Source organism: Gordonia liuliyuniae (assembly GCF_021739025.1).
Taxonomy (GTDB): Bacteria; Actinomycetota; Actinomycetes; order Mycobacteriales; family Mycobacteriaceae; genus Gordonia; species Gordonia liuliyuniae.
This window is the reverse complement of record NZ_JAKKOT010000005.1, coordinates 244,677-267,963: the sequence shown is the minus strand read 5'-3', so window position 1 is coordinate 267,963 and position 23,287 is coordinate 244,677. Positions and strand designations below refer to the sequence as shown.

23 protein-coding genes are annotated in these 23,287 nt (G+C 67.7%); 16 read left to right on the top strand and 7 right to left on the bottom strand.

Translation table 11 applies throughout. The annotated features are described in order from the left end of the window. The first annotated feature begins 28 nt into the window (after nucleotides 1–28). The 5 genes from L5G28_RS12085 to L5G28_RS12065 all read left to right on the top strand — a co-directional run bounded on the left by L5G28_RS12085 (nucleotide 29) and on the right by L5G28_RS12065 (nucleotide 5,234). Complete coding sequence (locus L5G28_RS12085; RefSeq protein ID WP_237001757.1) at nucleotides 29–1,000, top strand: acyl-ACP desaturase; 972 nt, start codon at nucleotides 29–31, stop codon at nucleotides 998–1,000. A 76-nt stretch (nucleotides 1,001–1,076) separates the two neighbouring features. Next, nucleotides 1,077–2,297: a uroporphyrinogen-III C-methyltransferase gene (gene cobA, locus L5G28_RS12080; RefSeq protein ID WP_237001756.1), complete on the top strand. Its 1,221-nt coding sequence runs from the start codon at nucleotides 1,077–1,079 to the stop codon at nucleotides 2,295–2,297. Further along, nucleotides 2,294–2,749 (top strand): hypothetical protein, encoded by a 456-nt coding sequence (locus L5G28_RS12075; RefSeq protein WP_237001755.1) that lies wholly within the window; start codon nucleotides 2,294–2,296, stop codon nucleotides 2,747–2,749. The genes cobA and L5G28_RS12075 overlap by 4 nt, the downstream gene beginning before the upstream one ends. 199 nt (nucleotides 2,750–2,948) lie before the next feature. After that, entirely contained in the window at nucleotides 2,949–4,547 is a 1,599-nt protein-coding gene (locus tag L5G28_RS12070; RefSeq protein ID WP_237001754.1) for a DUF222 domain-containing protein, read from the top strand. 90 nt (nucleotides 4,548–4,637) lie between these two features. Next, nucleotides 4,638–5,234 (top strand): GNAT family N-acetyltransferase, encoded by a 597-nt coding sequence (locus tag L5G28_RS12065; protein ID WP_237001753.1) that lies wholly within the window; start codon nucleotides 4,638–4,640, stop codon nucleotides 5,232–5,234. 22 nt (nucleotides 5,235–5,256) lie between these two features. Here L5G28_RS12065 and L5G28_RS12060 read toward each other — a convergent pair whose 3' ends face one another. Next, complete coding sequence (locus L5G28_RS12060) at nucleotides 5,257–6,006, bottom strand: YaaA family protein (protein WP_237001752.1); 750 nt, start codon at nucleotides 6,004–6,006, stop codon at nucleotides 5,257–5,259. Nucleotides 6,007–6,066: 60 nt separating this feature from the next. Here L5G28_RS12060 and L5G28_RS12055 point away from each other — a divergent pair, with 60 nt between their 5' ends. Continuing rightward, a complete protein-coding gene (locus L5G28_RS12055) occupies nucleotides 6,067–7,797 on the top strand; it encodes a proline--tRNA ligase (RefSeq protein ID WP_237001939.1) in 1,731 nt (576 codons plus the stop codon). Nucleotides 7,798–7,854: 57 nt separating this feature from the next. On the opposite strand, the gene L5G28_RS12050 is transcribed toward L5G28_RS12055, so the two are convergent. Next, entirely contained in the window at nucleotides 7,855–8,283 is a 429-nt protein-coding gene (locus L5G28_RS12050; RefSeq protein WP_237001751.1) for a ferritin-like domain-containing protein, read from the bottom strand. Then, nucleotides 8,280–8,765 carry a hypothetical protein gene (locus L5G28_RS12045; RefSeq protein WP_237001750.1) on the bottom strand — a complete coding sequence of 162 codons (486 nt, stop codon included), beginning with the start codon at nucleotides 8,763–8,765 and terminating at the stop codon, nucleotides 8,280–8,282. The genes L5G28_RS12050 and L5G28_RS12045 overlap by 4 nt, the downstream gene beginning before the upstream one ends. Nucleotides 8,766–8,974: 209 nt before the next feature. Between L5G28_RS12045 and rimP the strand changes: the two genes are divergently transcribed. The 7 genes from rimP to L5G28_RS12010 all read left to right on the top strand — a co-directional run bounded on the left by rimP (nucleotide 8,975) and on the right by L5G28_RS12010 (nucleotide 16,846). Further along, entirely contained in the window at nucleotides 8,975–9,544 is a 570-nt protein-coding gene (gene rimP, locus L5G28_RS12040; protein ID WP_237001749.1) for a ribosome maturation factor RimP, read from the top strand. Between the two features lie 102 nt (nucleotides 9,545–9,646). Next, nucleotides 9,647–10,735, top strand: coding sequence for a transcription termination factor NusA (gene nusA, locus L5G28_RS12035; protein WP_236997412.1), 1,089 nt, complete (start codon nucleotides 9,647–9,649; stop codon nucleotides 10,733–10,735). A gap of 3 nt (nucleotides 10,736–10,738) precedes the next feature. Continuing rightward, a complete protein-coding gene (locus tag L5G28_RS12030; protein WP_236997411.1) occupies nucleotides 10,739–11,035 on the top strand; it encodes a YlxR family protein in 297 nt (98 codons plus the stop codon). Between the two features lie 120 nt (nucleotides 11,036–11,155). Next, entirely contained in the window at nucleotides 11,156–14,011 is a 2,856-nt protein-coding gene (gene infB, locus L5G28_RS12025) for a translation initiation factor IF-2 (protein WP_237001748.1), read from the top strand. Nucleotides 14,012–14,084: 73 nt separating this feature from the next. After that, nucleotides 14,085–14,612 (top strand): 30S ribosome-binding factor RbfA, encoded by a 528-nt coding sequence (rbfA, locus tag L5G28_RS12020; RefSeq protein ID WP_237001747.1) that lies wholly within the window; start codon nucleotides 14,085–14,087, stop codon nucleotides 14,610–14,612. After that, nucleotides 14,609–15,565 carry a DHH family phosphoesterase gene (locus L5G28_RS12015; RefSeq protein WP_237001746.1) on the top strand — a complete coding sequence of 319 codons (957 nt, stop codon included), beginning with the start codon at nucleotides 14,609–14,611 and terminating at the stop codon, nucleotides 15,563–15,565. Before rbfA ends, L5G28_RS12015 begins: the two co-directional genes overlap by 4 nt. A gap of 6 nt (nucleotides 15,566–15,571) precedes the next feature. Continuing rightward, nucleotides 15,572–16,846 carry an MATE family efflux transporter gene (locus tag L5G28_RS12010; protein WP_308191975.1) on the top strand — a complete coding sequence of 425 codons (1,275 nt, stop codon included), beginning with the start codon at nucleotides 15,572–15,574 and terminating at the stop codon, nucleotides 16,844–16,846. A 3-nt stretch (nucleotides 16,847–16,849) separates the two neighbouring features. Here L5G28_RS12010 and L5G28_RS12005 read toward each other — a convergent pair whose 3' ends face one another. The 3 genes from L5G28_RS12005 to L5G28_RS11995 form a co-directional block, all read right to left on the bottom strand. Then, entirely contained in the window at nucleotides 16,850–18,034 is a 1,185-nt protein-coding gene (locus L5G28_RS12005; RefSeq protein ID WP_237001745.1) for an NAD(P)/FAD-dependent oxidoreductase, read from the bottom strand. Between the two features lie 90 nt (nucleotides 18,035–18,124). Further along, nucleotides 18,125–18,655, bottom strand: a complete 531-nt coding sequence (locus L5G28_RS12000; RefSeq protein WP_237001744.1) for a hypothetical protein — start codon at nucleotides 18,653–18,655, stop codon at nucleotides 18,125–18,127. Between the two features lie 35 nt (nucleotides 18,656–18,690). Further along, on the bottom strand, nucleotides 18,691–19,101 hold the full coding sequence (locus L5G28_RS11995) for an NUDIX hydrolase (RefSeq protein WP_237001743.1): 411 nt from the start codon (nucleotides 19,099–19,101) through the stop codon (nucleotides 18,691–18,693). 58 nt (nucleotides 19,102–19,159) lie between these two features. Here L5G28_RS11995 and L5G28_RS11990 point away from each other — a divergent pair, with 58 nt between their 5' ends. From L5G28_RS11990 to truB, 3 genes are read left to right on the top strand one after another with little or no spacing between them, the layout of a single operon-like run. Then, entirely contained in the window at nucleotides 19,160–20,125 is a 966-nt protein-coding gene (locus L5G28_RS11990) for a metallophosphoesterase family protein (protein ID WP_236997404.1), read from the top strand. Nucleotides 20,126–20,151: 26 nt separating this feature from the next. Further along, nucleotides 20,152–20,841: a 4'-phosphopantetheinyl transferase family protein gene (locus tag L5G28_RS11985; protein WP_237001742.1), complete on the top strand. Its 690-nt coding sequence runs from the start codon at nucleotides 20,152–20,154 to the stop codon at nucleotides 20,839–20,841. 1 nt (nucleotide 20,842) lies between these two features. Next, the gene (gene truB, locus L5G28_RS11980) at nucleotides 20,843–21,742 is read left to right on the top strand and encodes a tRNA pseudouridine(55) synthase TruB (RefSeq protein WP_237001741.1); all 900 of its coding nucleotides are present in this window, start codon (nucleotides 20,843–20,845) and stop codon (nucleotides 21,740–21,742) included. Nucleotides 21,743–21,817: 75 nt separating this feature from the next. Here the strand turns inward: truB and L5G28_RS11975 are convergent, their stop codons facing one another. After that, the gene (locus L5G28_RS11975; protein ID WP_237001740.1) at nucleotides 21,818–23,182 is read right to left on the bottom strand and encodes a nuclease-related domain-containing protein; all 1,365 of its coding nucleotides are present in this window, start codon (nucleotides 23,180–23,182) and stop codon (nucleotides 21,818–21,820) included. Between the last annotated feature and the right edge of the window lie 105 nt (nucleotides 23,183–23,287).

Sequence of the window (23,287 nt, the reverse complement as noted above, 5' to 3'; positions counted from 1 at the left end):
AGCCGACGCGACACGTGAGAGTGGAGGCATGACCACTCTCATCGGCTCATCCATGACTGGATCGGATCTGCTCCGCGAACTGCTTCCCGCCTGTGAGACGGAGGTGGAGCGGCACATGCGCATGACGCGTGACTGGCATCCCCACGACTACGTTCCGTGGGACGACGGACGGAACTTCGCGGCGCTCGGCGGCGCCGACTGGGATCCGGCGCAGTCGCAGCTGTCGGAGACGGCGAAGGCCGCGATGATCACCAACCTGCTCACCGAGGACAACCTGCCGTCCTATCACCGGGTGATCGCTGAGAACTTCAGTCTCGACGATGCGTGGGGCTTCTGGGTGGGACGGTGGACCGCGGAGGAGAACCGGCATTCCATCGTGATGCGCGACTACCTCGTGGTGACACGCGGTGTCGACCCGGTCGAGCTCGAGAACATCCGCATGGAGCACATGACGCACGGCTTCAACCCGCTCCCCGAGGACGACGGCCAGCGCGACCACAGTTTCGACATGTTGTTCGCCGTCGCCTACGTCTCCTTCCAAGAGTTGGCCACGCGGGTCAGTCACCGGAACACCGGCAAGGCGTGCGGAGACCCGATAGCGGACCGGATGCTGCAGCGCGTCGCCGCCGACGAGAATCTGCACATGCTCTTCTACCGGAACATCGTCTCGGCGGCGCTCGAGGTGGTGCCGGACCAGGCGATGGTCGCGATCCACGCGATCGTCAGCAACTTCGCCATGCCCGGGTCGACGATGCCGAACTTCCGACGCAACGCAGTCTTGATCGCGAAGGGTGGGATCTACGATCTGCCGCAGCACATGGCGGAGGTCGTGATGCCGGTGCTGCGCAAATGGCGGATCTTCGACCGCGACGACTTCGGTCCGCTGGGTGAGCTGTACCGCGAGAAGCTCGCGGACTATCTGGCTCAGATGGACGTGAAGGTCGCGCGTTTCGAGGAGTCGAGGGCTCGCGCCCTCGCGCGCGCCGCGAGATCCGCCTGAACGCACACGCGCAGTCGATCCTCTCACCACCGGTCGAGCGCAGTCGAGACCACACGCCAGACTAGGCTGGACTGCCATGGTGCAAGCTCATTATCTGGCGGGACTCGACCTGCGTGGACGCCGGGCGGTCGTCGTCGGAGGCGGCAGTGTCGCTCAGCGTCGGATCCCGAATCTTGTGGCGGCCGGAGCCGACGTGCATGTGATCGCGATAGATCCGACGCCGACGGTGGAATCGGAGCCTGCGATCACGGTGCATCAACGCGCGTACGCGGCGGGGGACCTCGACGGCGCCTGGTACGCGATCGCGTGCACGGACGACCCCGACGTGAACGCGGCAGTCGTCGCCGAGGCGACGGAGGCGCGGGTGTTCTGTGTCCGCGCCGATGACGGGAAGGCGGGCACCGCGGTGACGCCGGCGTCCGGCCACCATCGTGACCTCCAGTTCGGCGTTCTCGCCGGCGGCGACCACCGGCGTTCAGCTGCGGCTCGTGCCGCGATCACGGCGGCGTTCGCCGACGGTTCGTCGTTGACCGTCACCGAGAGCGCGAGCCACGCGCCCGGCGTCGCACTGGTCGGCGGCGGTCCAGGCGCCGCCGACCTCATCACGGTGCGGGGGCGTCGCCTGCTGGCCGAGGCCGATGTCGTGGTCGCCGACCGACTCGCTCCGGTCTCGTTGTTGGACGAACTAGGCCCGCAGATCGAGGTGATCGACGCGGCGAAGGTTCCGTACGGCCGGGCGATGCGGCAGGAGAAGATCAACGAGATCCTTGTCGCGCGCGCGAAGGCCGGGAAGTTCGTGGTCCGACTCAAGGGCGGTGACCCGTACGTCTACGGCCGGGGATTCGAGGAACTGCAGGCGTGTGTCGACGCGGGTGTCCCGGTGACGGTGGTGCCCGGCGTGACGAGCCCGATCTCGGCGCCGGAACTCGCGGGCATCCCGGTGACGCACCGGGGACTGGCGCACGAGTTCGTCGTCGTCTCCGGGCATGTCGCGCCCGACCACCCGGACTCGTTGACCGACTGGAGTGCTCTCGCCAGGTTGCGGGGCACGATCGTGTTGATGATGGCGGTCAAGCGGATCGACGCCTTCGCGCAGGCCTTGCTGGACGGCGGTCGTCCCGGTGCGACGCCGGTGGCGTTCATCGAGAACGCGTCCCGCCCAGACCAGCGGCTCATCCGCGCTGATCTCGCCGATGCCGCTCGGGTCGCGGGCGAACAGAATCTGATCGCGCCCGCCATCGCGGTGATCGGACCGGTCGCCGGGTTCACCGACGCCGACCGCGCGGTGCCGCTGTGACCGCTCGAATCGTCGGCTGGTCGACGGGCGCGCTACTTCTGGTCGCGGCGATCGTCTCGTGGTTCGTCCATCCGGCCCAGACGGCCGCGTTGATCGCCCTCGCGGTGCTCGTCATGTCGTGCTGGCAGGTGTATCGGCGTCGCGCGGGGATCGAACCGCTCGCACCGAGCACATGGACCACGATCGTCGTTCCACTCGTGTTCGGAGCGCTCGCGGTCACCGCGTTGAACGGTTGGATCTACCGGATCTCCGCGGACGCCGGGACCGAGTCGGGCGACGTCCAGATGGTGATCGGCCTGGCCACCGGAGTGATCGGCATGGCGGCCGCATACGGCTACGGCCGGCTCCGCGCGCAAAAGGCCCAGCTCGACGAGGTCGTCGACGTCAGCATCGACGACGACGAACCGGGCGAAGCCGACGACGACCAGTGGTTCTTCCCGCAAGCCAAGTAGCAGGGCGAACAGGTGCTCTGAGTGCTCGCCGGAGTCGCTGTGAGCGCTCGACGACCACTCGCGCGTCATTCGTCGTCTCTGTACATCACGCCGCCATACATCACGCAGCCGTACATCACGCAGCCGTACACCACGACCCCTTGCGAACGTGTGTTCGACACTGTAATATAGAACACACGTTCGAACACAGGGGGATGCCATGACCACCACGATGACCGGCCCGGCCAGTGTCGCCGGTTCCTCGGTGGAGGTGACCGACGACGCGATCATCATTCGGGTCCCGCGGCCTGAGGGTGAGGCGGGTTCGCGCGATGAGCGCGCTGCGCTGGCGGCGTTCGCTGCCCGCGCGGACGGGTTCGCCGGTCTCATCCGGTGGTATCAGTTCGAGGCCGTCAATCGGCTGCGGCGGATGACCGTGGCCGCCGCCGACGAGGTCAGTGCCGACGGGCAGGCGGCCGACGTGTTCACGCGCGTCTACGACCCGATCTGCCAGACGGCGACGTTGTACGCGCAGGCTGCGGGTGCACGTCAGCACACGGCGGAGCGGTTCGTGGAGAATGCCGAGCGGTGCATCGACGAGGCCCCGATGCTCGGCAAGCTCATGCGCGACGGCGTCCTCACGCCGTACTTCTTCGACGGCGTGCTCGCCCAGGTGGCGCTGGTCGACGACGTCGACGTGCTCGCGGCGATCGACGCCGAGGCCGCGCTGCGATTGCAAGAAGCGGGCAAGCTCTCGCGCGCGATCGTCGAATCGATCGTCGCGGCAGTCGTCGCCGAGTTCGACCCGGATGCGGCTCGACGCACGCGCGCGGCAGCGAGGGCGTCGAAGAGAGTAGCGGTCAACCCGGTCAACGAGGAACTGTCCGAGTTCGTCGTCACCGCCGACGCCGCGGACGTGGCCGTGTCGAAGAAGGTGGTCGACGCGATCATCAACGGTGTGTGCTCGAACGATCCACGCACCAAGAACGAGCGTCGCAGCGACGCGGCGATCGCGCGCATCAACGGCACACCGTTCGTCTGCGAGTGCGGTCGTGACGACTGCGCAGCCGAACTCGACGACGATTCCGTCGCAGCCCGCTGCAAGCGGGTCGTCCTGCACGTCGTGGTGCGCGGCGAGACGTTGTCCGGGCAGTCCGATCTGCCCGCCTACCTCGACGGGTTCGGTCCCATCTCGGCTCCGCACGCCCGAGAACTGGCGCAGCGGTCCGACGCCGTGGTTCGCGACCTCGACCTCGGCGACCTGCTCGGCGGAATGGCGCAGGCCGGAAACCCGTGCCGTCCGACAGCCACCGCGGACGCGGCGATCCGCGCCCTCCACGGCCAGTGCACGTGGGTCGGATGCGACCGGCCCGCATACGAGTCGGACCTCGACCACGTCGTCGAATTCGACCACTCCGACCCGCGCGCAGGCGGACCGACGTGCGCATGCAACCTGGCGCCCAAGTGCGAATTCCATCACGGCGTGAAGACTCACGTCCCCGGGTGGGTCGACGAGTTGATCGTCGACGCGAACGGCGTGTTCTGGGTCGAGATCACCTCGCCCGACGGGATCACCACGCGTTCGCGCGCGATGAACTCGTGGCTGCTGCCCGAACTCGGGTTGATCCCGTGCACGCACGGCCCGATCGTCGAACCCCCGACGATCGAGTTCGGCGCAGGCCCGAACCGTCCCTACTCGCGCACGCGAGCCAAACACCGCTATCGCATGCGGGTCCGCGCGGCGAACCGTCGGGCGCGAGAAGCCGAACAGGCCCGCGTCGCCGCCTCGGCCCACGATTGGGGCGAGCCGCCGTTCTGATGCGTACCGGTCGCGGACCACACCGAGAAGAGGGACCCTGAGAAGAGGGCACTGAGAACAGGACCCTGAGAACAGGGGAGAGGAGGGAACGTGTCCGACGTACCGAACCTGACCTTCCGCGCTGCGACCCAAGACGTGTTCGACGACGTGGAGACCATGCTCGGGCCGAAACGTCGGCCCGACGCCATCGCATGTTGGTGCCTCACCTACCGACTGGGGGCCTCCGCGACAAACCTCGACGCCGAGGCCCGTCGCCAAGCGGTGTTCGAGCTGTGCGGTCGTCGCCCCGAACCGGGAGTTCTCGCGTACGACGAGGTGGGCGACGTCGTGGGTTGGGCGGGCGTCGCGAGACGCAGCGACATCCGTGCCATGGCCGATCACAGCACGTATCCGCCGACCAGCGACGGCGACCCGTGGACGATCTTCTGCCTCCGGACGCGTGGCGGCCGCCGACGCCGCGGGATCGGACAGCGGCTCCTGCACGGCGCTGTCGAATACGCTGTCGAGAAGGGTGCAGACGTCATCGGCGCCTACCCCGTGGACCCACGCGAGCGGGTCACTCCGATCTTCGCGTACCCGGGCGTGCGATCGATGTTCGAGAAGGAGGGCTTCTTTGTCGTCGGCCCAGCCGGGCCGGTGCCCGGAGGGCCGAACCGCGTCGCCATGCGGCTCACCCCGGCGACCTGAGCGCCCTCGAGTCCTCGCCAGATCAGTCCTCGGTCACCACCGTGATCTCCAACGGCGACGTGATCTCGACGCGTTGGCCCGCGTCCGCGAGCACCGCAGCGAGTCCGTCGACATCGCGGACGGTGCGGCGCGTCCGCACCAGCTCGTGCGCGACGAGACCCTTGTAATGCTTGTTGAAATGGCTGACCACCTTGCGTGAGCCGTTGGCGAACTCGGTGACGACGGTGGCCGACACCGCGCCGTCCACCGGCCCCAGCTTCTGGTAGACACCCGACCGCAGATCGACGACGAAATCGTCGAGCGCATCGAGGGCGGGCGACAGTGCAGGCTTCCACGCCGCACCCAGGGTTCCGAACCCGGGCAGCTTGGAGCCGCCAGACAAGCGGTACGCCGGAATCAGGTCGGCCGCCGACACCACACCGAACAGCGCCGACCCGATCATCAGCCGGTCGGCGGCCTTTGCCTTCGACGCCCGCGTCATACCCGGATAATCGAGGGCGTCGTACAGCACGCCCGTATAGCGCGTGATCGCCGGACGCGTCGGCGCCCTCCACAGTTCGGCGTTGCGCGCCACCTCGGCGATCGCAGCGTCCGTGGCACCGAGACCGAGCGCGGCGCGTGAGGCCTCGAGGTCGCCCGCGAGTTCGACGACAGCGTCCGCGATACGGCGTCGAACGCCGTTCAACTCCGGCAGCGACAACGAGTCGAGGTCGAGCGGGGCGGACTTCCCGCCGTCGGACTTGGTCTCCGAAGGAGGCAGGATCACGAGCACGCGACCACCCTAACGAACCCGTAGGCGCCACAACTAAGCTGGTACACCGTGATCACACGCATGTCCGACCTGTTCCTCCGCACGCTTCGAGACGACCCCGCCGACGCGGAGGTGCCGAGCCACAAGCTGCTGGTGCGCGCCGGCTACATCCGACGCAGCGCACCCGGTGTGTACTCGTGGCTGCCGTTGGGGCTCAAGGTGTTCCGCAACGTCGAGAACCTCGTGCGCCAGGAGATGGACGCGATCGGCGCGCAAGAGATCCTGCTGCCCGCGCTGCTTCCGCGTGACCCGTACGAGGCGACGGGGCGCTGGACCGAGTACGGCCCCAACCTCTTCCGTCTCAAGGACCGCAAGGGTGCGGACCTGCTCCTGGGCCCGACCCACGAGGAGATCTTCACTCAACTGGTGAAGGGCGAGTACAGCTCGTACAAGGATCTGCCCGTCATCCTCTACCAGGTGCAGACCAAATACCGCGACGAGGAGCGTCCCCGCGCCGGCCTGCTGCGCGGGCGCGAGTTCGTCATGAAGGACTCGTACTCGTTCGACCTCGACGACGACGCGTTGCAGACGTCCTACGACAAGCATCGCGCCGCCTATCAACGGATCTTCGACAGCCTCGGCGTCGAATACGTCATCGTGCGGGCGACCGCGGGAGCGATGGGCGGCAGCAGGTCTGAAGAGTTCCTCGCCGTGTGCGACGTCGGCGAGGACACATTCGTCCGCAGCACCGAATCGGATTACGCGGCCAACGTCGAAGCCGTCGCCACCACGGCGCCCGACGCGCTACCGTTCGACGGACTGCCTGCCGCCGTGTCGTACGAGACCGGCGACACCCCGACCATCGAGTCGCTCGTCGCCTGGGCCGACGCGACCCTCGACGGCGACTACACGGCCGCCGACACGCTCAAGAACGTCATGGTCAAGATCCGTCAGCCCGGCGGCGACTGGGAGATCACCGCGATCGGCGTGCCCGGCGACCGCGAAGTCGACTTCAAACGTCTTGAAGCATCGGTCGAACCGAGCGAAGTCGAACTCCTCGACGACGCCGATTTCGCCGCTAATCCGGCACTCGTCAAGGGATACATCGGCCCGAAGGGCGTCCAGGCCGCAGAGCTCACCTACCTGGTCGACCCGCGCGTCGTCGACGGCACGTCGTGGATCACCGGAGCCGACGAGAAGGGCCGTCACTACGTGAACCTCGTCGCAGGCCGCGACTTCACGCCGGACGGCGTGATCGAAGCCGCCGAGGTCCGCGACGGCGATCCGTCGCCCGACGGCGCCGGGGTCCTCGAATCGGCCAAGGGCATCGAGATCGGCCACATCTTCCAACTCGGCCGCAAGTACGCCGACGCCTTCGGCCTCGACGTCCTCGGCGAGAACGGCAAACCGGTCCGCGTGACGATGGGCTCATACGGGCTCGGCGTCTCGCGCATGGTCGCGGTCCTCGCCGAACAGATGCACGACGAGAAGGGGCTGCGCTGGCCGCGCGAGGTCGCGCCGTTCGACGTACACCTCGTGATCGCCAACAAGGACGACGCCGCGATCACCGGCGCAGGCGAGCTCGCCGAGAAACTCGACGCCGCCGGACTCTCGGTCCTGCTCGACGATCGCAAGGCGTCGCCGGGCGTGAAGTTCAAGGACTCCGAGCTCCTCGGCATGCCCGTCGTCGTGGTCGTCGGGCGCGGCTGGGCCAACGGCACCGTCGAAATCCGTGATCGTTTCAGCGGAGAGTCGACCGAAGTGCCGGTCGACGGCGCGCAAGACGCCATCGTGCGGGCTGTGCGCCGCTGACGCGCATTCCCCGGAGGCTCGGGGCCAACTGGCTCAGGGCCAACTGGTTCAGGCCAACTACCGTGCGCCCGGAAGCGCGACGGTCGACGGGGACAGGCCTGCCACGCCTCGCCAGAAGGCGATCCGCATGGCGGTGTCGGTGAGTCCGTCCACCCCGAGCCGCCGGATCTTGCCGTCGTCGGCCTGCTCGACGAGCGCACGGTAGGCGCTCGCGCACGTCGTCTCGGCCTGCAAGAGGGCCTTGACCGCGGTCGCGTCGTCGGTCACCTCGAACGGGAGCGTGTAGCCGGCGTCCGGGACCTGCTCGGCCACTCCCGCCGAGACCAGTGCGGCGTTCAACTCGTCACGGCGCACCCGGTGCTCGGCGATGTACTCGCCGACGGTGTTGCGCTGGTCGGATCCCACGAACGCGGTCGTGAGGCCATAGGTGAAGATTGCCGCGAACTCGGCGTCGACCGCTGTGGTGAGGGCGTCGTTCTGGGTCATGCGAGCTGGACCTCCGCGAGAGTCTTACAGGACGCCGAGATCGACGCGAGGAGACCCGCGACGAAGTCGGATTCGAGGACGGCGCCGTCGGCCGCCACACGCGTCGACGAGGCGAGTGCGCCGCGCAGCGCGTCGAGCGTCGGCAGCGCTGGACCTGGAACGTCGATCTGATCGGCCGACGACGAGTGGACCCGGTCGATCTCGTCGCGCAACGCCTGCGCATGCTCGCCTCGCTGCTGCGCGACGACGGTCAACGCCGCCGTGTACTCGGTGGTGCGGGGCGCCAACGCCGCCGCGGCCTTCTGCTGGCGGACCGCGGCCTGCGCATGCGTCACCAGCATGTCGCCGAGGTCGCGTTCCTCGTCCGTCGTCGGCCCGCACGCGGACACCGCGGCACCGGTCGCGACCGCTACCGGAATGGCGGCGGCGCCGCGCAGCACAGTGCGACGGGAGGGACTGAAGTCTGTTGAACGGACGCTCACGTCGTCAAATTCTGCCAGGGTCGGAAATCGACTACACTCAGCAGGCCCTGAACGGGCACCGCGTCGCACGTAAACTCGGTACCGCCGCGCCGCGGGCGCGGTGGGTGGCACGGACGACAATCACGACATCACCGATGCCGCCGACCCGGCCAGAACACGACCCGGCCAGAACACAACCCGGCTAGAACACAACGAGGAGACGATTGCGCATGAGCGGTGATAAGACCGAAGCCATCGGGCTCGTCGTGGAGCCGATCCTCAGCGCGGTCGGTTACGACCTCGAAGAGATCGCGGTGTTGACCCCGCCGGGACGTCGCGACATCCGCGTCGTCGTCGACCGTGATGGTGGGGCCGACCTGGACGCGCTCGCCGAGCTCAGTCGCGAACTCGACACGGCGCTCGAAGAGGCCGACCTCATGGGCGCGCAACCCTACGATCTGGAAGTCACCACGCCGGGGATCGGACGGCCGCTCACGTTGCCCCGGCACTGGCGACGCAACGCTGGCCGTGCCGTGAAACTCGACTACAGGCTCGACGGCAGCACTGTGAGCCTCGCCGCGCGCATCGGCCCGCTCGACGGTGACACGGTCACGCTGGTCATCGCCGACAAGGGGCGGATCACGACTGTGGGCGTGCCCCTCGACAGCGTCGAGAAGGCCGTCGTAGACGTCGACTTCCGGCGGCCTGGTGAAGCGGAGCTCCGCGCGTGCGGGCTCGACGATACGGAGATCGCGCGCCGCCGCGCTCCCGCGGACACCGCCGCGCCCGATCACGACTGAGCCCGATCACGACTGAGCCGGATCACGACTGAACACTCAGACAATTGAATACATAATCGCGAACACATAACTGGAACCGACAAGCGAATAGGAGCACCTGCCATGCACATCGACATCAACGCGCTGCGGCTGATCGAAGCGGACAAGGGCGTGTCGATCGACACGGTCATCACCGCCATCGAGACGGCCCTGCTCACCGCATACCGCCACACCGACGGATTCGCTCAGCACGCTCGCATCGACGTCAACCGGAAGTCCGGGGCGGTCCGCGTGATGGCGCAGGAAGTCGACGAGGCCGGTGCCGTCGTCCACGAGTGGGACGACACCCCCGAGGGCTTCGGCCGCATCGCCGCCACGACGGCGCGCCAGGTGATCCTGCAGCGTCTGCGCGACGCCGAGAACGAGAAGACCTACGGCGATCTCGTCGCGCACGAGGGTGAGGTCGTCGGCGGCGTCGTGCAGGCCGACGCGCGTCTGAACTCGAAAGGCATCGTCGTCGTGCAGATCGGCACCGACGCGAACGCCGCCGAAGGGATCATCCCGTCCGTCGAGCAGGTTCCGGGGGAGAGTTACAACCACGGCGACCGGATCAAGTGCTATGTCGTCGGGGTCGCCCGTGGCATGCGCGGACCGCAGATCACGCTGTCGCGGACCCACCCGAACCTCGTCCGCAAACTGTTCTCGCTCGAAGTCCCCGAGATCGCCGACGGCTCCGTCGAGATCGTCGCGGTCGCCCGCGAGGCGGGCCACCGATCGAAGATCGCGGTCCACACCGGCGTTAACGGACTCAATGCGAAGGGCGCCTGCATCGGCCCGATGGGGCAGCGCGTGCGCAACGTGATGAGCGAGCTGTCCGGCGAGAAGATCGACATCATCGACTTCGCCTCCGATCCGGCCGTGTTCGTCGGCAATGCGCTCTCGCCCGCCAAGGTGCTCTCGGTGACCGTGATCGACCATGAGACGAGCGCTGCCCGCGTCATCGTGCCCGACTATCAGCTGTCGCTGGCCATCGGCAAGGAGGGGCAGAACGCTCGGCTGGCGGCCCGGTTGACCGGGTGGCGAATCGACATCCGCTCGGACACCGGCGACGGCGGTCCGCGTGAGGACGCCGACGTGAGTGAGGGAGTCGTCACAGATGGCGGCGTCGCTGACGGTGACGTATCGACTAGCCCCGCTGATGAGATAGACTGATCGATGGCTCCTCTAACGTCGACCGTTCCGGTCCGCACGTGCATCGGATGCCGACGCCGCGATCTCGCATCATCCCTGGTTCGAGTCGTGCGACCGGCGCCCGACAGTACGCAGACCGTCGTGGTAGATGTGAGCAGGACGCTGCCGGGACGAGGAGCCTGGCTGCATCGCGACCCCGACTGCGTGTCGGCAGCGGTGCGGCGCAAGGCATTCGGACCGGCGCTACGGGATCGCGGTTTCACCGTGGCCCCCGACGACCTCGCCGATCTGATCGTCGAGATCACCGAGACGATTCCGTAGGGAATCAGGACAGGTAGCAGAAGACATGAGCACACCGTGAAGTCTCCACGATGAGCACGTTGACCCGAATTAACTGAGGTCGCAGCGGGATGCCCGCTCGACCTCCAAGTGAGGAGAGCAGTGGCAGGCAAGGCCCGCGTTCACGAACTGGCCAAGGAGATCGGCGTCCCCAGCAAGAAGGTGCTGGAACGTCTGAAGGAACAAGGCGAGTTCGTCAAGTCCGCGTCATCGACAGTCGAGGCCCCCGTGGCCCGTCGACTCCGCGAATCTTTCTCCGGCGGCGACGCCGGAGGTGACGTCCAGAAGGCGTCGTCCCAGAAAGAGTCGTCCCAGAGCGACTCGTCCCAGAGCGCTTCACAGAAGCCGTCGTCCCCCAAGCCGTCGGCGGCCAAGCCGGGCGGCCCCAAGCCCGGAGCCCCGAAGCCGGCCCCGGCTGCGCCGTCCGCTCCCGAAGCATCGGCTCCGGCCGCTCCGGGGCCGAAGTCGGCGTCGACCCCGGGCCCGCGCCCCGGACCGAAGCCCGCGCCGGCCCCGACTCCGGCGCCCGCACCCACTCCGGCCCCGAAGCCGGAGACTCCGCAGGCTCCCGCCGCATCGGCGCCCGCGCCCGGTGGTCAGAAGGCTCCCGGACCCCGCCCGGGTCCGCGTCCCGGCCCGCGCACCCCGCGTGTCGGCAACAACCCGTTCTCATCGGCGCCCGCGCCGACGCCCCGCCCGCAGGGGCCGCGTCCCGGCCCCGGCCAGGGTGGACCCCGCCCCGGCGGCGGTCGTCCCGGTGCGGGACGTCCCGGCCAGCAGGGCGCAGGCTCCGGCCGTCCGCCCGCAGGTCAGGGCGGTCCCCGTCCTAGCCCCGGCAACATGCCGTCCCGTCCGTCGCCGGGTGCGATGCCGCAGCGGGCGGCTCGTCCCGACGCACGACCGGGCGGTCGTGGCGGCGGCGGTCGCCCCGGCGGCGGCGGTTTCCGTGGCGGCCCCGGTGGTGGCGGTCCCGGTGGCGGCGCACCGGCAGGCGGCGGTTTCCGCGGTCGTCCCGGTGGCGGCAATCGTGGTCGCGGCGGTGCCGCGGGTGCGTTCGGACGTCCGGGCGGCGCCCCGCGCCGTGGACGCAAGTCGAAGCGTCAGAAGCGTCAAGAGTACGACTCGATGCAGGCTCCCGCAGTCGGCGGCGTCCGTCTGCCTCGCGGCAACGGTGAGACCATCCGTCTCGCCCGCGGCGCATCACTGTCGGATTTCGCGGAGAAGATCGACGCCAACCCGGCAGCGCTCGTCCAGGCGTTGTTCAACCTCGGCGAGATGGTGACGGCGACCGAGTCGGTCAACGACGAGACGCTCGAGCTGCTCGGCTCGGAGATGAATTACAGCGTCCAGGTCGTCAGCCCGGAGGACGAGGACCGCGAGCTTCTCGAGAAGTTCGACCTCACCTACGGCGAGGACGAAGGCGACGAAGAAGATCTCCAGCAGCGTCCGCCGGTGGTGACCGTCATGGGTCACGTCGACCACGGTAAGACGCGACTGCTCGACACGATCCGTAAGGAGAACGTCGGCGGTTCGGAGGCCGGCGGCATCACCCAGCACATCGGTGCGTACCAGGTGAACACTCACCTCAACGGTGACGATCGCCTGATCACGTTCATCGACACCCCGGGTCACGAGGCGTTCACCGCCATGCGTGCCCGTGGCGCCAAGGCCACCGACATCGCGATCCTCGTGGTCGCCGCCGACGACGGCGTCATGCCGCAGACGGTGGAGGCAGTGAACCACGCGCAGGCGGCTGACGTGCCGATCGTCGTGGCGGTCAACAAGATCGACAAGGAAGGCGCTGACCCGCAGAAGATCCGCGGCCAGCTAACCGAGTACGGTCTGATCCCCGAGGAATACGGCGGCGAGACGATGTTCGTCGATATCTCGGCGAAGCAGGGCGAGAACATCGACGCACTGCTCGAAGCCGTGCTGTTGACGGCCGACGCATCGCTCGATCTGCGTGCCAACCCCGACATGGACGCACAGGGTGTGGCCATCGAAGCGCACCTCGACCGCGGTCGCGGTCCGGTGGCGACGGTGCTCATCCAGCGCGGCACCCTGCGGGTCGGTGACTCGATCGTCGCGGGCGACGCCTACGGTCGCGTCCGTCGCATGGTCGACGAGCACGGCGAGGACGTCGCGGAAGCGCGGCCGTCCCGTCCGGTGCAGGTGGTCGGCTTCACGTCCGTCCCGGGCGCAGGCGACAACCTGCTGGTCGTCGAAGAGGATCGGACCGCGCGTCAGATCGCGGACCGTCGTAATGCGCGCAAGCGCAATGCGCTGGCCGCACGCAGCCGCAAGCGCATCAGTCTGGAAGACCTGGACTCGGCTCTCAAGGAGACCAGCCAGCTCAACCTGATCCTCAAGGGCGACAACTCGGGTACGGTCGAGGCCCTCGAAGAGGCGCTCCTGGGCATCGAGATCGACGACGAGGTGTCGTTGCGCATCATCGACCGCGGTGTCGGTGGCGTCACGGAGACCAACGTCAACCTCGCTGCCGCGTCCGACGCGATCATCATCGGCTTCAACGTCCGTGCTGAAGGCAAGGCGACGGAGTTGGCGAACCGCGAAGGCGTCGAGATCCGCTACTACTCGGTGATCTATCGGGCGATCGAGGAGATCGAAGCAGCGCTCAAGGGCATGCTCAAGCCGATCTACGAAGAAGTCGAGTTGGGCCGCACCGAGATCCGCGCGATCTTCAAGTCGTCCAAGGTCGGCAACATCGCAGGCTGCATGGTGCAGTCGGGTGTGGTCCGTCGCAACGCCAAGGCGCGTCTGCTGCGTGACAACACCGTGGTCGCCGAGAACCTGACCGTGTCGTCGCTGCGTCGTGAGAAGGACGATGTCACCGAGGTCCGCGAAGGCTTCGAGTGCGGTCTGACGCTCACCTACGGCGACATCAAGGTCGACGACGTCATCGAGACCTACGAAATGATCGAGAAGGCGAGGGATTGATGACGGCGTCGCAGGAGTTCAACGCAGTCGACGTCAGCAAGAGCTACGAGACGGTGGAGAAGGCACGAGACTGATGGTCGATCATGCACGAGCCGCGCGGCTCGCGAAGCGGATCACCACCATAGTGGCGAGCGCTATCGGGTCGGAGATCAAGGATCCCCGCCTGGCCCACGTGACGATCACGGATTGTAGGGTGACCGGGGATCTGCACGATGCGACGGTGTTCTACACGGTGATGGGCGAATCGGTCGACGCCGAACCGGATGTCGTGGGGGCGGCGGCCGGCCTGGCCGCCGCCACCGGGGCGCTGCGTTCCAAGGTCGGCGCAGGAACCGGCGTCCGGTTCACTCCGAGCCTCCGGTTCGAATTGGACACGGTGCCGGACGCGACACGCGCGATGGACGAGCTGTTGGCTCGTGCGCGCGCACAGGACGAGATGGTGGCGCGGGCCGCAGAGGAAGCGAAGCCTGCGGGCGACAGCGACCCCTACCGGCATGACGGCGATTCCGAAGCCGATGATTCCGAAGCCGATGAGCTCCATGACCCCGCTGTGGGTCTTACTGGGGACGAACGCTCGTCCGGTGAGGACCGACGCGGGTGACGCGGGCGTCCGCAGCACAGATAGCAGACGCGCTACGTGACCGGGCTTCGGTCGTGATCATCAGTCACGTCCGACCCGACCCCGACACGATCGGCAGTGCGCTGGGGCTCGGCCTCGGACTGAGGTCCCTCGGCGTCGCCGTACGGTGCGGGTTCTCCGGTCCGGAGACGTTGCCCGGTGTGCTGCACGAGCTGCCCGGCGCCGACCTCATCGCGCCGTTGACCCCTCCCGCGCCGGGCGAGGTCGCGGTCGCGGTCGATGCGGCGACGGTCAGTCGTCTCGGCGCCTACGAGGACGTGTTCACGGCGGCGGACACCCGAGTCTGCATCGATCACCACGTGTCGAATGCGGGATTCGGTGATCTCGATTTCATCGATCCCGAGTCGGATTGCACAGCGGTGCTGGTGCTGCAAGTGTTGGACGAGCTCGGCGTCGATCTGACGTCCGACATCGCGACCTGCCTGTATGCGGGGCTGGTCACCGACACGGGTTCGTTCAAGTGGGCGCGGCCGGCGTCGTTCCATGTCGCGGCCCGACTCCTCGAATCGGGGGTGGACGCGGCGCAGTGGAGTCGTGCGCTGCTCGACTCGCACCCGTACTCGTGGCTGCAGATGGTCTCTACCGTTCTGGGCACGTCCGTGCTCGACGAGCAGGCGTGCGACGGTCGAGGTCTGGTGTACGCGACGGTCACCGCCGATGAGATGGCCGGACTCGCCTGGGACGATTCGGAGAGCGTCATCGACGTCGTCCGGACTGCGCGCGAAGCCGAAGTGGCGGCAGTCTTCAAGGAGGCGACGCCCGGCGAGTGGACGGTGTCGCTGCGCAGCAAGACGTCCGTCGACCTCGTTCCGGTGGCGCGTGCTCTCGGTGGCGGTGGGCACACCCGCGCCGCTGGATACTCCGATTCGGGGACGGCGGCCGACGTCATCGCCCGGTTGCGCGCTCAACTGTAGGCACTCGTGCTCCGGCTCGCCGCGTCGGCGCTCGTCGTGCTCGTCGCGCCGCCGCTCTACCTCATGCTCGACCTCGCGGTCGTCGGTCGTCTCGGCGCCGCCGAGCTCGCCGCGTTGGCGGTCGCGACGCTCGTCCTGTCGGTCATCAGCACCCAGTTGACGTTCCTGTCGTACGGGACGACGGCGCGGTCTGCGCGCGCGTACGGCAGCGGCGACCGTGATCGCGCGATCGTCGAGGGCGTGCAGGCGACCTGGATCGCGCTCGGTGTCGGCGCCGTGATTGTGGTGGTCGGCTGGCTGGCAGCACCGTGGGTGACCGGCGCTCTCGTCCCCGACGAGACGGTCGCCGCAGACGCTGCGGGATGGTTGCGGATCGCAGTGTTCGGTGTGCCGTTGATTCTCGTCGCGATGGCGGGGAACGGGTGGTTGCGCGGCGTTCAGGACACGCGTCGACCCGTCTACTACGTGGTGGGCGGCCTCGCTGTCGGCGCCGTGCTGTGCGTCGGGTTGGTACACGGGGTGGCCGGTCTGCCTCGTCTGGGACTCAACGGCAGTGCGGTAGCCAATCTCGTCGGGCAGTCGATCACCGGTGTGCTCTTCGGTACACGGTTGGTCCGCGCAGCGCCCGCCGGTCTCGCCCCGGATCGTTCGGTGATCGCCGCGCAGGTGCGGATGGGCCGCGATCTCATCGTGCGGAGTCTGTCATTCCAGATCTGTTTCGTGTCGGCTGCCGCGGTCGCCGCCCGCTTCGGCGTCGCGCAGGTGGCCGCGCATCAGGTCGTGCTGCAATTGTGGGAGTTCACGTCGCTGCTGCTCGACTCCCTCGCGATCGCCGCGCAGCAACTCGTCGGCGCGGCGTTGGGCGCCAAGACTTTCGATGTCGCTCGACGTACTGCCCGCAGCGTCACCGGGACGTCGCTCGCGGTGTCTGCGGTGCTCGCCGCGACGCTGGCGGCCGGCGCAGGCGTGCTGCCGAAGATCTTCAGTTCGGACGCCGCGGTCCTCGACGCGATCACCACCCCGTGGTGGTTCTTCGTCGCGATGCTGCCCATTGCCGGAATCGTGTTCGCGTTGGACGGCGTTCTGCTCGGCAGCGGAGACGCCGCGTTCCTGCGGACCGCGACGCTCGCCGGCGCTCTGTGCGCGTTCTTCCCGATGATCTGGCTGTCCCTCGTCTTCGACTGGGGGCTTGCCGGAATCTGGACGGGCCTGCTGCTCTTCATGCTCACGCGGCTCGGAGCCGTCGCCTGGCGGGTCCGTTCCGGAGCGTGGGTGCGGTAGGGGTCAGACCTCGTCGAGGGGGACGTTCGGATCGGCGAGCCTGTCGACGTCCACGGTCCTCCCGGATGCGATGAGTTCGGCGATGGCGTCGCCCTGATCCCAGATGTTCACGTTCATACCTGCGCCGACGGCGCCGTCGGCGAGCCAGAAGGCGAGGAACTCGCGCGTCGCAGTGTCGCCGCGGACGACGACGGCGTTCTCGCCCGACGCGTATCCGCGGTACTCCATGCCGAGGTCGTACTGGTCGGTGAAGAAGTAGGGGAGGCGGTCATAGACCTGTGTGCCGCCGAGCATGTTCGCGACCGCGACCGCTGGCTGATTCTGGGCGTTCGCCCAGTGCTCCACGCGCAGACGCCCGAGCGTCGGGTGATCGTGGTTGGCGATGTCGCCGACCGCATAGATGTCGGGGTCGCTGGTCTGCAGGCGCGCGTTCACGTCGACGCCGTTGGAGACATCCAATCCGGCGTCGCGGGCGAGGTCGACGTTCGGGACGGCGCCGATGCCGACGAGGACAGCGTCGGCGGGAATCTGATCTCCGTCGCCGGTCGTGACCGATCGGGGCGCCACCGTGTCGACGCCCACGCCGAGTCGGAGGTCGACCCCGTGCTCGCGGTGCAGGTCGGCGAACACACGTCCGATCCGCGAGCCGAGGATCTTCTCCAACGGCTGCTCCTGGGGTTCTATCAGCGTGACGTCGCTGCCCGACTGGCGTGCGGTGGCGGCGACTTCCAGGCCTATCCAACCGCCGCCGACTACCACGAGGTGCCGCCCCGGGCCGATGGCGTCGCGGATCTGCTCGGACTGGTCGATGCTCCGCAGATAGAGCGCTCCGTCGGCGCCGTCCATGCGTCGCGACGACGAACCGGTCGCCAGCAATAGCTTCGAGTACGCGACGGATGTTCCGTCGTCGAGATGCACCTCGTGCGCGTCGCGGTCGATACGAACGGCGCGGACACCGATCCGGACGTCGATGTCGTGGGCCACATACCAGTCCGCGTCGAAGGTGAACGCGTCCGCGCGCTCGTCGCTGCCCGCGAGGTATCCCTTCGAGAGCGGTGGTCGCTCGTAGGGGAGATGCTGCTCCTCGGCGATCAGCACGATCGCCGCGTCGTACCCTTGATCGCGGAGCGCCTCCGCAGCTTTCGCGCCCGCCAATCCTCCACCGATGATCACCTGTGCGTCGCTCATGACCCCACCGTACGCCCGGCCTCGGTGCGGCAGAAGGGCTCGATCGTGTCCTTGTTCAGCCCGCTCGGGGAGCGGTCTGCCAGGGTGATCTCAGGCGGCCCGGATCGATTCGCGCACGGCGACTTCCATGCGCAGGACGCCGTTCGCAGCGAGCGCGGTGACGCTGCTGATGACGGCGGCTCCGGTGACCGTGGTCGTCATCGGGTCGTCGCTCAACGCGGAGCCGATAATGAAGACGAACATGCAGAAGTAGCCCAGTCCGGTGACGAGGGAGGCCCCGATCACGCCGAGGACGCCGATACTGCGCCCCCGTGCGACCGACCACGCGAGGACATACGTGCACGGCCAGCCGATCAGGACCGGCACGGTGAGATCGCCGGAGAGCAGGGCCGCGGCCAGCGGGATGATCGTTGATCCGAGCGCGGTGTACGCGGCGGCCCGCTTGCGGTCGGCTTTCGCGTACACAGCGAGGAAGGCGCTGTAGGCGACGGCGTTCGCGAGCAACACGAGGACGATCAGCCACGGTTCGAGCGTCGTCGACATCGTGAACATGACCGCTGGGATGCAGCTGGACACGGCGAGGACGGCCGTACCGGACGCGGCCCGTAGAAGTGCGCTCACAGCGCGAGCATAGGCCGCGGCGGTGGCCGCGTCGTTCAGACGGGAGACTGGCGAGACATCACGCCTGCTCGACGGAGGTGGCCGGCCAACCCCCGCGTGAGGGGCAGCGAGTCCAGCTCGTCGTCGGTGCACCACCGGACTGCGTCCGCATCGTCACCGGCGTGCAGCGTTCCGCCGAGGACGGTCGCCGCGAAGTCGTGAATCTCGAACACGCCGAACTCGCCGTACGGCACTTCGACGGCCCACAGCTCGACGCCGATCTCCACGTGCAGGCCGGTCTCTTCGAGCACTTCTCGGCGCGCCGCCTCAGCGAATGTCTCGCCGTCTTCGACGTGGCCGCCGGGCACCGACCAGCGCCCCTTCTCGGGTTCGTGGCCACGTTGGACGAGGAGGACGCGGCCCACGTCGTCGACGATCACGGCGCTGGCCGCGAGTACTCGTGTCATCGCTCCACCGTAATCCCACGCGAGTGCCGATCGGTACCGCCGTGGCAGCATGGTCGCCATGGCGACACTCTGGGCGATCAGCGATCTGCACGTGGCGCATCGTGGAAACGAAGACATGATCGACCGGATCCGGCCGACGGGGGAGGGCGACTGGCTGATCGTGGCAGGCGACGTCGCCGAACGCACCGACGACATCATCGACACCCTCCGCCGTCTCGCGGCTCGTTTCGAGACGGTCGTCTGGGTGCCTGGCAACCACGAGTTGTACACGACGGCGAAGGACCCGCTGCAGATCTTCGGGGTGGCCCGCTACGACTACCTCGTCCAGGCGTGTCGGGAGATCGGCGTCGTCACCCCCGAGGACATCTACCCGCTGTTCGACCCGCGCGACGGGAGTGGTCCGGTGCGCGTAGTCCCCATGTTCCTGCTGTACGACTACACGTTCCGACCGGAAGGGACCACGACGGCGCTCCAGGCCTTGGCCGTCGCCCGCGACCGAAACGTGGTCGCAACCGACGAGTTCCTGCTGTCGCCGGAGCCGTTCGGCACACGCGACGCGTGGGGCCGCGACCGCGTCGCGCAGACGCTCCGACGTCTCGAAGCGCTCGACCCGGCGGAGGAGACGGTCCTGATCAACCATTGGCCGTTGCGGCGCGAACCCTGCGACGTGCTCATGTACCCGGAGTTCGCGCTGTGGTGCGGCAGCGAGCTGACCGCGGACTGGCACACCCGCTTCAACGCGATGTGCAGCGTCTACGGACATCTGCACATTCCGCGGACCACCTGGTACGACGACGTCCGGTTCGAGGAGGTGTCGGTCGGTTACCCGCGCGAGTGGAAGCGGCGTGGTCTGCCCGAGCCGCTGCTGCGGCAGATCGTGCCCGACCCGGGAACCCGACCCGCAGACGTGCCCCATCAGGGGCTTCGATTCGAGGTGCCGCCGGACTACGAGGAGCGTGCAGCCGAGTTTCGGCGCAGCATCGAGGACCGGCGGGCGCGGCGAGCGTCCCGCGAATCGGAGTAGTTCCAGCGCATGGCACCATTGACGGCATGATTTCGCGACTCATGCCAGCCGGTGTCGGCGCGGCCGAGACGTTCGACGACCCGCCCGGTCTGACAGCGATGCCCGCCGAGGAACCGTTGATCGCGAAGGCTGTCGAGAAGCGTCGCCGTGAGTTCATCACGGCGCGCCACTGTGCTCGGCAAGCGTTGGCCCAGTTGGGTTTCGACCCGGCGCCCATCCTGCGTGGCGAACGGGGCATGCCGTTGTGGCCCGGCCAGGTGGTCGGCAGCATGACGCACTGTGACGGGTACCGCGCAGCAGTCGCCGCCTACTCGATGCAGGTGCGGTCGCTCGGCATCGACGCCGAACCACACCTCGCGCTGCCCGACGGTGTGCTCGACCACACCTCGGTGCAGGCCGAACGCGATGTCCTCGCGACTCGTGACGACGCCATCGCATGGGATCGTCTCCTGTTCTGCGCAAAGGAGGCCACCTACAAGGCGTGGTTCCCGATCACGCACCGCTGGCTGGGCTTCGAGGACGCGCACATCGTGTTCGACCGCGATCCGGCCGGTACCGGTGACCCGATCAGTGCCGACGGCCCGATCACCGGCACTTTCACCTCGACCATCCTGATCGACGGTACGACGATCGACGGTGGTGCGCCGCTGCTCACACTGCCCGGCCGCTGGGCCGTCGCCGACGGCCTGATCCTGACCACGATTGCGCTGACCTGACATGGCAGATCTGTCCATCGAGAACGCCGGGCTCCTCGTCCTCGACAAGGCGGCAGGCGTCACCAGCCACGACATGGTCGCCAAGTCGCGCAAGGCTTTCGGGACTCGCCGCGTCGGCCACGCCGGCACGCTCGACCCGATGGCCACCGGGGTCCTCGTACTCGGCATCGAACGCGCGACCAAACTTCTCGGCCTGCTGTCGTTGACGACGAAGTCGTACACGGCGACCATCCGGCTCGGACAGTCAACCGACACCGACGACGCCGAAGGCGCCCCGATCGGCACGTTCGACACGTCCGCGGTGACCGGCGACCAGATCGCGGCCGGAGTCGCCGAGCTGACCGGAGAGATCGATCAGGTGCCTGCACGCGTCAGCGCCATCAAGGTCGACGGCAAACGCGCGCACGCGTTGGCCCGGACCGGTGAGGAGTTCGAACTCGCCGCGCGGCGGGTGACGGTGTCTCGCTTCGACGTACTCGACACCCGACGGACCGACGGATTCATTGACCTCGACGTCGAAGTCGACTGTTCGTCGGGTACCTACGTTCGCTCCCTCGCACGCGATCTCGGGGCCGGACTCGGTGTCGGCGGGCATCTCACTGCGCTGCGCCGAACCGCGGTCGGACCGTTCACCCTCGAACGCGCCCGCACGATGGACGCGGTCACCGCACAGCCCGGCCTCAGCATGGGCATCGACGACGCTGCGAAACTCTGCTTCCCGCTGCGCGACATCTCCGACGACGAAGCCGAGTCGATCAGCCAGGGACGTTGGCTCGAGCCGATCGGCCACAAGGGCGTCTACACCGTCGTCGACCCGTCCGGGCAGGCTATCGCGCTGGTCCAGGAGAAGGGGCGGCGCGCCAGCTCGGTCATGGTGGTGCGGCCAGCCAACCTGCGCTGAGAATCCGGTGCCCCTATAGCGGGAGTGCGCGCGTCGACGACAGACTTCACGCCGTCGCGGCTCGCCGCCGGGAGATCACCACATCTTCCGCTTCCGGACCGGTCGCTGGGAATTGAGTTCGTCGTGTTGCATCCGGAGGACCTGTTCTTGGCGACGCTGCATGAGTGTCGCATGCCGTTGCTGCCGTCGAGCATCCGCGAGCGACGCCTTCTGTTGGAAATCGGCGCGCTTGCGGCGGCGACGGTTGAGATACCACCGGCCGATGTTCGCCGCTTCGGAACCGGTCGAGCGCAATGTCGACCGCACGATGCTCGGTTGGTCAACCCCTGGAACGACTGGCGTGATCGCCGGCGCTGCGGTGGCGGCTACGAACGGTGCACTGAATCCATCCGTGATCGACAGGACCATCCGCATGGATTGCGATTGGAGGCGTCGATACTCATCCTGGGTCGGCGGAAGCGCTCCACGCAGCCAGTCGAGGAGGGGCGCGATGCCTTCGGAGGCGGCGACCAGTGGCGGGTGTGTACCCGCCATGGAGTTGTCGACGGTGATCGTGCCCGGGCTGCTCGGGTGCAGAAGCACAGCGGCGCCTACTTCGATCGGGTGGAACATCTGCCGAACCACAGTGACGCCATGGGTGAACCCACTGTCGCGTACCTGTTGATCCTGGTCGGCCCCGCCGACCATCGCGTCGCCGAACCATCGCCAGTGCATCGCCTGCCAGTACTTCGAGTCCACCAGGAGCACACGATTCGCGCACACGAGTGCATGATCGATGTCGGCGTGGACCGAGCCGGGGTACTTCAACCCGTGCACGATCTGAACGTACGGAGCCAGCCCGGCCCGTTCGATCTCCCGCAGGAAGATGTCACCGGAGAGTTGCTCCCCGATCATCCCTTTGCGAAGTGCGTCTATATCCATTCCTGACTCGTGCAAGGCCTGTTCAGACATCAACCCGATGCCGGGTTGGCCGATCACCCGCTGTGCGGTCAGTCGATCATCGATGGTCGGTGCGATCGGTCGTGTCGCGACAAGGGCGTTCTTCGAGATGACCGCGGCGATCAGAAAGGCCCAGCCGATCAGCAGTGGTACGAAGACCGGCGGTGAGGTCGTCGCCGCTCCCAAGAGAATGGAGACGAGGATCGTCGCGCCGGCGGCGAACCATGAGTTGAGTCGAATCGCGTATCCGCTTGCGACGACGAACCCGATTGCGAGGATCACTGAGACAGACAGCGAAACCGGTAACGCGAAGGTCGACGCGGATGCGCCTGTGGCATGGAAGAGCAGCGATGCGAACGGGATGAGTGCCGCCGCGACCGCGATGGCCAGACAGAATGCTTCGAGTCGACGTGCGGTCGACTCTCCGGTGATCGTGTATTCGTACTGCGGTGGCAGTGTGGTTCCCGCGTAATGCCCAATGAGGTGTCCGTGGTTCGACATGCCGCTCCTGGATAGCCAACGAAGTGCAACTGCACATCATGTTGTGTATCAGACGCCAGGTGTGCTGCGTCATTTGACTGCCGTACGTCTACGTCTACGTCTACG

Bases quoted from the DNA above. Each gene is read 5' to 3' on its own strand.
- L5G28_RS11990 (WP_236997404.1), top strand. From the start codon at position 19,160: ATGGCGACACTCTGGGCGATCAGCGATCTGCACGTGGCGCATCGTGGA.
- L5G28_RS12085 (WP_237001757.1), top strand. From the start codon at position 29: ATGACCACTCTCATCGGCTCATCCATGACTGGATCGGATCTGCTCCGC.
- L5G28_RS11975 (WP_237001740.1), bottom strand. From the start codon at position 23,182: ATGTCGAACCACGGACACCTCATTGGGCATTACGCGGGAACCACACTG.
- L5G28_RS12030 (WP_236997411.1), top strand. From the start codon at position 10,739: ATGGCTCCTCTAACGTCGACCGTTCCGGTCCGCACGTGCATCGGATGC.
- truB (WP_237001741.1), top strand. From the start codon at position 20,843: ATGGCAGATCTGTCCATCGAGAACGCCGGGCTCCTCGTCCTCGACAAG.
- L5G28_RS12055 (WP_237001939.1), top strand. From the start codon at position 6,067: ATGTCCGACCTGTTCCTCCGCACGCTTCGAGACGACCCCGCCGACGCG.
- L5G28_RS11985 (WP_237001742.1), top strand. From the start codon at position 20,152: ATGATTTCGCGACTCATGCCAGCCGGTGTCGGCGCGGCCGAGACGTTC.
- nusA (WP_236997412.1), top strand. From the start codon at position 9,647: ATGCACATCGACATCAACGCGCTGCGGCTGATCGAAGCGGACAAGGGC.
- L5G28_RS12070 (WP_237001754.1), top strand. From the start codon at position 2,949: ATGACCACCACGATGACCGGCCCGGCCAGTGTCGCCGGTTCCTCGGTG.
- cobA (WP_237001756.1), top strand. From the start codon at position 1,077: ATGGTGCAAGCTCATTATCTGGCGGGACTCGACCTGCGTGGACGCCGG.
- rbfA (WP_237001747.1), top strand. From the start codon at position 14,085: ATGGTCGATCATGCACGAGCCGCGCGGCTCGCGAAGCGGATCACCACC.
- L5G28_RS12005 (WP_237001745.1), bottom strand. From the start codon at position 18,034: ATGAGCGACGCACAGGTGATCATCGGTGGAGGATTGGCGGGCGCGAAA.
- L5G28_RS11995 (WP_237001743.1), bottom strand. From the start codon at position 19,101: ATGACACGAGTACTCGCGGCCAGCGCCGTGATCGTCGACGACGTGGGC.
- L5G28_RS12050 (WP_237001751.1), bottom strand. From the start codon at position 8,283: ATGACCCAGAACGACGCCCTCACCACAGCGGTCGACGCCGAGTTCGCG.
- rimP (WP_237001749.1), top strand. From the start codon at position 8,975: ATGAGCGGTGATAAGACCGAAGCCATCGGGCTCGTCGTGGAGCCGATC.